The 9,375-nt window shown below is 66.6% G+C and carries 1 protein-coding gene; it reads left to right on the top strand.

All coding sequences use genetic code 11. The annotated features are described in order from the left end of the window. Complete coding sequence (locus DMX06_RS22475; RefSeq protein ID WP_110739411.1) at positions 1 to 8,643, top strand: amino acid adenylation domain-containing protein; 8,643 nt, start codon at positions 1 to 3, stop codon at positions 8,641 to 8,643. The last annotated feature ends 732 nt before the right edge of the window (positions 8,644 to 9,375 follow it).

The raw sequence follows: 9,375 nt of genomic DNA, 5'->3' as shown, positions 1-9,375 counted from the left end.
ATGGACAAGAGCACAGCAGAACGTATCGCCAAGCGCTTTGTGGGCCTTGCCCTGGAGCAGCGTCGGCAGATCCTCGACAAGATGCGCGAGACCGGGCAGAGCTTTCGCCTGCTGCCGATCGCCGTCACCCGTCATGACAGTCCGCGCATCCCGCTGTCCTATGCCCAGCAGCGCATGCTGTTCCTCTGGCAGTTGGAGCCGCAGAGCAGCTTCTACAACGTGCCGATGGCGGTGCGTCTGAGCGGTTCGCTGAACCAGCAGGCCCTGGCCGAGGCCCTAAACGCGCTGGTGCGGCGTCACGAAAGCCTGCGCACGCGCTTCGTCTCCGAGGAGGGCGAGTTCCACCAGCAGGTCCGTGAACAGTCGGGCGTGAGCCTGGAACTGCGCGAGGTACAGGCAGGGCCGGGCGAGGATCTCGAACAGTGCCTGCGCGGCGCGGTATGCGAGGCGCTGGATGCGCCCTTCGACCTGCTCGAAGGGCCGCTGCTGCGGGTCCGGTTGCTGCGCCTGACGCCCACCGAACATGTGCTGACGGTGTGCATGCACCATATCGTCTCCGACGGTTGGTCGGGCGAGCTGATGGTGCAGGAGTTCGTGCACCTGTACGAAGCGCTGTCCCAGGGCCGCGCCGCCGACCTGCCGCCGCTCGAGGTGCAGTACGCCGACTATGCGATCTGGCAGCGCGCCTGGCTCGAAGCCGGCGAAGGCGAGCGCCAGTTGCAGTACTGGAAGCAGCAGCTGGGCGACGAGCACCCGGTGCTGGAATTGCCGTTGGATCATGAGCGTCCGGCGCACCCCAGCTACCGCGGCGCGACCCTGCGCAGCGATGTGCCGGCGGCGCTGTCGGCCAAGCTCAAGGCCCAGGCGCGCAGCCAGGGCCAGACCGTGTTCATGCTGACCCTCGCGGCCCTGGCCGTGACCCTGGCGCGCTACAGTGGCCAGGCCGACATCCGCATCGGCGCGCCCAATGCCGGGCGCAACCGCAAGGAAGTCGAAGGCCTGATTGGCTTCTTCATCAACACCCAGGTGCTGCGGGTGCAGGTGGACGAGCGCCAGAGTGGCGCGGCCCTGCTGGAGCAGGTGAAGCAGGTGGTCAGCGGCGCGCAGTCACACCAGGAACTGCCGTTCGAGCATCTGGTGGATGCCCTGGCGCCGGAGCGCAACCTGGGGCACAACCCGCTGTTCCAGGTGAAAATCAACCAAAACATGGCCGACACCGAGGCCGGCGCCCAGGCCCGGCAAACGCTGGGCGAGCTGAGTGTCAGCGGTTTCCCGGTCGAGGGCAACGATGCCCGCTTCGACCTGGCCTACGACTTCACCGAGACCCCCGACGGCCTGCAAGGCTACTTCAACTACAGCACCGACCTGTTCGAGGCCGCGACCATCGCGCGCCTGGCTGCGTCGTTCCAGGCGGTGCTGCGCACCCTCGTCGAGCACCCCGAGGCGGCGCTGTGCGAACACCCCGATGCCCAGGCCGCGCAGGTCGAGGCCAGCACTCAGGGCTGGCCGCAGCCGGACTTCCTCGCCCTGTGGCGCCAGGGCCTGCAGGCCGGTGCCGGGCAGCCGGCACTGCGTGCGGGTGAGCGTACGGTCAGCTACGCGCAACTGGAGCAGCAGGCCAACCGCTTCGCCCACTACCTGAAGGCGCAGGGCATCGCCCCGGGCATGACCGTGGCGCTGTGCCAGGAGCGCTCCATTGAATGGGTGACCAGCCTGCTGGCCGTGCTCAAGCTGGGCGCGGTGTACCTGCCGCTGGACAGCCGCCAGCCCGCCGAACGCCTGCAGCAACTGCTGCAGGCCAGTGGCGCGCGCCTGCTGGTGCATGCCCATGGCGACGCCCAGGCGGCGGGGCTGGGCGTGTGCCCGGCGCTGGCCTATGACGCGGCGCAGCACGGCGACTGCAGCGACCAACCGCCGGCGGTGCACATCGAGCCGCAGCAAGCGGCCTACATCATCTACACCTCGGGTTCCACCGGGCAGCCCAAGGGCGTGGTGATCAGCCACGGCGCGTTGGCCAACTACCTGCAGGGTGTGCTGCAGCGCCTCGACCTGCAGCCCGGCGCCAGCCTGGCGATGGTCTCCACCGTGGCCGCGGACCTGGGCCACACCGTGCTGTTCGGCGCGCTGGCCTCGGGCCGGCTGCTGCATCTGCTGGGCCACGACCAGGGCTTCGATCCGGATGGTTTTGCCAGCTACATGGCCGAGCACCGGGTCGATGTGCTGAAGATCGTGCCCAGCCATCTGCAGGGTCTGCTGCAGGCCGCGCAGCCTGAGCGGGTGTTGCCCGAACAGCTGCTGATCCTCGGCGGCGAGGCCAGCTCCTGGGCCCTGATCGAGCAGGTCCGGCGCCTGAAACCCGGTTGCCGGATCATCAACCACTACGGCCCGACCGAGACGACCGTGGGCATCCTCACCCACGAAGTCGGCGAGCGCCTGCCCGGCTGGCGCAGCGTGCCGGTGGGCCGGGCGCTGGACAATGGCCAGGCGCGGGTGCTGGATGCCTACCTCAACCCGTTGCCCGAGCGGGTTGCCGGCGAGCTGTACCTGGGTGGCCAGGGCCTGGCCCAGGGCTATGTCGGCCAGCCGGGGCTGACCGCCGAGCGTTTCGTCCCCGACCCCTTCGGCCAGAACGGCGAGCGGCTGTACCGCGCCGGTGACCGCGCGCGCCTGGACCAGGGCGTGCTGGAATACCTGGGTCGTGGCGACGACCAGGTGAAGATCCGCGGCTACCGGGTCGAGCCGGGCGAGGTCGGCCAGGTGCTGCAAGGCCTGCCCGGTGTCGGCGAGGCCGTGGTGCTGGCGCTGCCGCTGGACAGCGATCCGTCACGCTTGCAACTGGTGGCCTGGGCCGTGCCGGCGGCGGGCGCCGAGCTGCAGGCCGAGGCATTGCGCCAGGCCTTGCTGGCGCGCCTGCCGGAGTACCTGGTGCCGGCGCAGGTGCTGCTGCTCGAGCGCCTGCCGCTGACCGCCAACGGCAAGCTGGACAAAAAGGCGCTGCCCAAGCCTGGCGTGGCCAGGCAGCGCTATACCGCGCCTGTGGGCGAAATCGAGGAGAAGCTCGCCGCGATCTGGCGCGAAGTGCTCAAGCGCGAACAGGTGGGCAGCACCGACAACTTCTTCGAACTGGGCGGCGACTCGATCCTCAGCCTGCAGATCATTGCCCGGGCCAAGCGCCAGGGCATCAAGCTGAGCCCCAAGCAGCTGTTCGAGAAGCAGACCATCGGCCAACTGGCGGCGGTGGCCAAGCTGATCGAGCAGAAACCGGCGGCCGAAGTGGTCGAGCTGGTGACCGGCTCGTTGGCGTTGCTGCCGATCCAGGCGCGCTTCTTCGACACTGCGATTCCCCAGCGTCATCACTGGAACCAGGCGGTGATGCTGAGCCCACGCCAGCCGTTGACGGTGGCGTTGCTGCAGGCGGCGCTCAAGCTGCTGGTGGCGCAGCACGACGCCCTGCGCCTGCGATTCAGCGAAGACCAGGGGCAGTGGCAGGGGCAGTTCGCGCCGGTCGATGCGCAGCAGTTGCTGTGGGTGCATCAGCTGGACGATGCCGCGCGCCTGCCGGAGTTGGCCGACGAGGCCCAGCGCAGCCTGGACCTGAAGCATGGCCCGCTGCTGCGGGTGGTGCTGATCGACCTGCCCGAAGGCCAGCAGCGCCTGTTGGTGGTGATTCATCACCTGGTGGTCGATGGCGTGTCCTGGCGCGTCCTGCTCGAAGACCTGCAGGTGGCCTGCCAGGCCCTGGCGGCCGGCAAGGCGCCGGTGTTGCCGGCCAAGGGCAGCTCGCTCAAGGCCTGGTCCGAGCACCTGCGCGAGCATGCCCGCAGCCCCGCGCTGGTGGCCGAGCTGGCCTACTGGCAGGCGCAGTTGCAGGGTGTCAGCGACGTCCTGCCCGGGGTGAACCCGCAAGGTGGCCAGCAACGCAAGCATGAGATCTCGGTGCGCACCCAGCTCAACGCCGAGCTGACCCGGCAACTGTTGCAGGAGGCGCCGGCCGCCTACCGCACCCAGGTCAACGACCTGTTGCTGACAGCGCTGGCCCGGGTCATCCGCCGCTGGACCGGCGAGGCGCATGCGCTGATCCGCCTGGAAGGCCATGGCCGTGAAGACCTGTTCGAGGACCTCGACATCACCCGCACGGTCGGTTGGTTCAGCAGCCTGTATCCGTTGAAGCTGACCCCGGTGAGCGACCTGGGTGCGTCGATCATGGCGGTCAAGGAACAGCTGCGCGCCGTGCCGGCCAAGGGCATCGGCTACGGCGTGCTGCGCTACCTGGGTGACGAGCAGGCCCGCCAGGCCCTCGGCGCCCTGGCCCAGGGCAGCATCGTATTCAACTACCTGGGGCAGTTCGACGGCAGCTTCGACAGCGAACAGGGCCTGTTTGTCCCGGCGCCGGAAGGCGCGGGGCAGGGGCAGAGCCCGGAGGCGCCGCTGGGCAGCCTGCTCAGCATCGATGGCCAGGTCTACGCCGGTGAACTGGCCCTGGACTGGAGCTTCAGCAGCGCCGTGTTCGAACGTGGGCAGATCCAGCGCCTGGCCGACGAGTACGCCGAGGAACTGCGCCTGCTCATCGCCCACTGCACCACCCCGGGCGTGGCGGGCGTGACGCCGTCGGACTTCCCACTGGCCAGTCTCGACCAGCGCCAGCTGGCGGCGTTGCCGGTGGCCGCAGGCAATATCGAGGACATCTACCCGTTGTCGCCGATGCAGCAGGGCATGCTGTTCCACAGCCTCTACGAACAGGCGGCGGGCAACTACATCAACCAGCTGCGGGTCGAGGTTCAGGGCCTGGATGTGCCGCGCTTCGTCGCGGCCTGGCAGGCCACCCTGGACAGCCATGAGGTACTGCGCAGCAGCTTCGTCAGCGGTTACGACCAGTCGCTGCAGGTTGTCCTGCGCGAGGCGCGCCTGCCGCTGGTGGAACTGGACTGGCGCGCTCAGGCCGACCTGCCGACCGCATTGCAGGCCTGGGCCGAGGCCGACCTGCGCGCCGGCTTCGACTTGGCCAGCGGTCCGCTGCTGCGCCTGGCGGTGATCCGTACCGGCGAGCAGCACTACCAGCTGGTATTGACCAACCACCATATCCTGCTGGATGGCTGGAGCAGCTCGCGCCTGTTCGGCGAGGTGCTGCAGCGTTACGCCGGTGTCGTGCCGGCGGCCAAGACCAGCCGTTACCGCGACTATATCCAGTGGCTGCAACGTCAGGACCAGCAGGCCAGCGAAACCTTCTGGCGCGAGCGCCTGGCCGGGCTGGACGAACCCACGCGCCTGGCCCAGGCCTTGCGGTCCGACGCCCAGGGGCACGGGCAGGCCGAGCACGAGATCACCCTCGATGCACGGCGCACCCAGCGCCTGAGCGATTTCGCCCGGGAGCAGCGGGTCACCCTCAACACCCTGGTCCAGGCCGCCTGGCTGCTGCTGTTGCAGCGTTACACCGGCCAGGCCAGTGTGACCTTCGGTGCCACCGTGGCAGGTCGCCCGGCCGATTTGCCGGGCGTCGAGGAGCAGCTGGGGCTATTCATCAACACCTTGCCGGTGGTCGCCAGCCCGCGCTCCGAGCAGCGTGTGGACGAGTGGGTGCAGCAGGTCCAGGCGCTGAACCTGGCCTTGCGCGAACACGAGCACACGCCGCTGTACGAGATCCAGCGCTGGGCCGGCTGGAGCGGGGAGGCGCTGTTCGACAATATCCTGGTGTTCGAGAACTATCCGGTGTCCGAGGCGTTGCAAGCCGGCGCGCCCCAGGAGCTGGCGTTCGGCGAGGTGGTCAGCCAGGAACAGACCAACTATCCGCTGACGGTGGTGGCACAGGTGGGCGACAGATTGTCGGCCAGCTTCAAGTTCGATCGCGCCAGTTACGCCGAAGCGGCCGTCGGGCAGTTGGCGACGCACTTCGTCGAGCTGCTGGAAGGGCTGGCGGACGCGCCGCAACGGGCCTTGGGCGAGATTGCCCTGAGTGCCGGCCCCGAGCAGGTGATTGCCAGCTATCCGAGCACGGCTTGTGCCCATGAGCTGATCGAGGCGCAGGCATCGCGTACGCCTGAAGCAATTGCCGTGACTTTCGCCGGGCAGGCGTTGAGCTACGACCAGCTCAACCGCCGCGCCAACCGTCTGGCCCACAAGCTGCGCGAGCAGGGCGTGGGGCCGGATGTGCTGGTGGGCATCGCCGTGGAGCGCGGGTTCGAGATGATCGTCGGCCTGCTGGCGATCCTCAAGGCCGGGGGCGCCTATGTGCCGCTGGACCCGGAGTACCCGCAGGATCGCCTGAGCTACATGATGGAAGACAGCGGCATTCAACTGCTGCTGACGCAAGGTTATCTGCTGGCCGCTCTGCCCGTGCCGGCACAGGTTCGCAGCCTGAAGCTGGAAGATGACCTGGACGGTTACAGCGATGAAAACCCGGAGCACGTGACCCAGCCGGACAACCTGGCCTATGTGATCTACACGTCAGGTTCCACCGGCAAGCCGAAAGGCACGCTGCTGCCGCACCACAACCTGCTGCGTCTGTTCAAGGCCACCGACGCCTGGTTCGGCTTCGGCCCGCAGGATGTGTGGACGCTGTTCCACTCGTACGCCTTCGACTTCTCCGTGTGGGAGATCTTCGGCGCGTTGCTGCACGGTGGTCGCTTGGTGATCGTGCCGCGTGAAGTGACTCGTTCGCCGGAAGACTTCCACCAGCTGCTGGTGGAGCAGGGCGTTACCGTGCTGAACCAGACCCCGTCGGCCTTCAAGCCGCTGATGCGGGTGGCCTGTGACAGTGCGTCCGACCTGTCGCTGCGCTACGTGATCTTCGGTGGCGAGGCCCTGGATGTGGCCGCGTTGCAACCGTGGTTCGAGCGCTTCGGCGAGGACTGCGACAACCTGATCAACATGTACGGCATCACCGAGACCACGGTCCACGTGACCTACCGGCCGATCCGCTTTGCCGATACGCAACAGCCGGGCAGCCCGATCGGAGCCGCGATTCCGGACCTGTCGATGTACGTGCTGGATGCCGACTTCAACCCGGTGGCCAAGGGTTGCACGGGCGAGCTGCACGTCGGCCATGCCGGCCTGGCACGCGGTTACCACAACCGTGCCTCGCTGACCGCCGAGCGCTTCGTGCCGGATCCGTTCTCCTGCGAAGGCGGGCGCCTGTACCGCACCGGCGACCTGGCGCGTTATCGCGACCAAGACGTGATCGAGTACGTGGGTCGGATCGACCATCAGGTGAAGATCCGCGGTTTCCGTATCGAACTGGGCGAAATCGAGGCACGCCTGCAAGAGCATGCGTCGGTACGCGAAGTGCTGGTGCTGGATATCGACGGGGCAGGGGGCAAGCAACTGGCCGCTTACCTGATCGCCCAGGACGCCAACGCCGATCACGCCACTCTGCGTGACACGCTGAAACAGCACCTGAAAGCCAACCTGCCGGACTATATGGTTCCCACGCACTTCCTGGTGCTGGAGCAATGGCCGCTGACGGCCAACGGCAAACTGGACCGCAAGGCCCTGCCGAAACCGGACGCCAGCCAACTGCAACAAGGCTACGTGGCCCCGCGTACGGAGCTGGAACAGCAGCTGGCCGCTATCTGGAGCGAAGTGCTGAAGGTCGAGCAGGTCGGTCTGTACGACAACTTCTTCGAACTCGGTGGTCACTCGTTATTGGTGATCACGCTGGTGAACCGGCTGCGCGAAACCTTCGCCCTCAACATCAGCCTGCATGAGTTCATGCTGATGGCGAACTTCGAGGAACTGGCGAACTTCATCGGTGGCGGCAAGGATCGCCTGAAATCGTCGGTGATCAACCTCAACGGTTGCCAACGCCAGCGTCCGGCGCTGTTCTGCCTGCCGCCGGGCGGCGGCGGTGCCTACGCCTACTACCCGCTGGCCAGCCGGCTGGCCGACGAGCGTCCGGTGTATGGCCTGGTCAACAAGTGCTATGCCGTGCCGGGCTGGGTGGACGAGTCCTGGGAGGCGATGGTCGGCTACTACGTCGAGCAGATCCGTCGTACCCAGGCCAGCGGCCCTTACCATCTGCTGGGCTGGTCCCTGGGCGGCGCCCTGGCGCTGGAGGTGGCTCATGCCCTGGAGCAGGCCGGTCAGGAGGTGGGCTTCGTCGGCCTGGTCGATACGCTGCTGCCGAAGGACGTGTCGGGCCTTGAGGTCGAGCCCGTCGAGGTGGTGCAGGTGGCGCGGGCGGACGAGAGTTTGCTGCGTGGCCTGCTGGCCTTCGCTCCGGGTGTGGGTGAAGCCTGCATCGTCGGCTTTATCGACGAGGCCGGTCGTCTGCCGGCCGAAGTCGACAGGACCGAATGGGTCATCGAGCAGGTGGCCGCCGCCGGGGGCGTCAGCGCCGAGCGGTTGCGGGCCATCCATGAGGATGTGCATCTGCAGCGGGAGATCGTTGATGGTTTCGCCGTGCTCGATCGTAACGCCGAACTGAGCCAGGCGTTCCGCCTGCGGCCGCTGGCGGCCCGGGTGGATTGCTGGTGGGCCAGCGAGAGCCGTAGCTTGGAGCGGGTGCGCATGGGGGAGGCGGGGTTGCTGGCGCAGGCTTCGGTCAACGGGCTGGCCAGTTCGACGGTGATCGCTGATGGGCATGAGGGGGTTATCAATGCCGTGGCGTTTGTCGATGGGCTGGTGGGGAGGTTGGCTGGCAAGGCTTGAGATTGATGAGTGACTTGGGGTGGGTAGGGCTTTAGGTCCTATCCGTTCTTTATTGTGAGTCTGGTGCTTCTGCCTGTGTGGGAGCGCGTGTTGTTGTTGTTGTTGTTGTTGTTGTTGTTGTTGTTGTTGTTGTTGTTGGGTAGTTTTGAAAGTTGTATGCGCATTCATTTATGATGTCGACGCTTATTCACCTTTCCGCCCTTACGGCGGGTTACTTTGGTCTTGGCCAAAGTAACCAAAGCCGCTGCGCTCCATTCATACGGCCCCTGCGCTTCGCTCCGGGGTTCCCTCACTCCGGCCTTGCTCCCGGGAGGACCGCGCTGCAGGGCCCATCCTGGGCCCCAGCGCTTGACGGGCATCCATGCCCGTCACCTCCCTGCGCAAGACCTGCGTTCGGCCTCCTGAAGTCGCGAAGTTACGGGCGGCGCCTGAACTGGCGCAGCTGTCGCTAGTTTGAACTTAATTAATCTCTAGATCGCATCGCGGGGCAAGCCCGCTCCCACGCGATAGTCGTCGTTATATAGATCTCTGTAGGAGCGGACTTGCCCCGCGAAAGGGCCGGAACAGCCAATACATAACTAATTGTCAAACAACTAACTTCGCGCTTCTTGCTCTTGCTCTTGCTCGGCGTTTTTCAAGGTGGTTGTCGCGTCTGACCTTTAATTCATGCTGCTTGTTTATCGTACTGTTGTTCTCGATCAGGATTCAGCAATACGGTTCCTACGGGCTGCC

This window comes from Pseudomonas mosselii, from assembly GCF_003205295.1.
Taxonomy (GTDB): domain Bacteria; phylum Pseudomonadota; class Gammaproteobacteria; order Pseudomonadales; family Pseudomonadaceae; genus Aquipseudomonas; species Aquipseudomonas mosselii_B.
Note: the sequence above shows the minus strand (reverse complement) of the source record. Positions and strands in the feature narration are given on the sequence as shown.

Excerpts from the sequence above, each read along its gene's own strand:
- DMX06_RS22475 (WP_110739411.1), top strand. The coding sequence starts at position 1 with ATGGACAAGAGCACAGCAGAACGTATCGCCAAGCGCTTTGTGGGCCTT.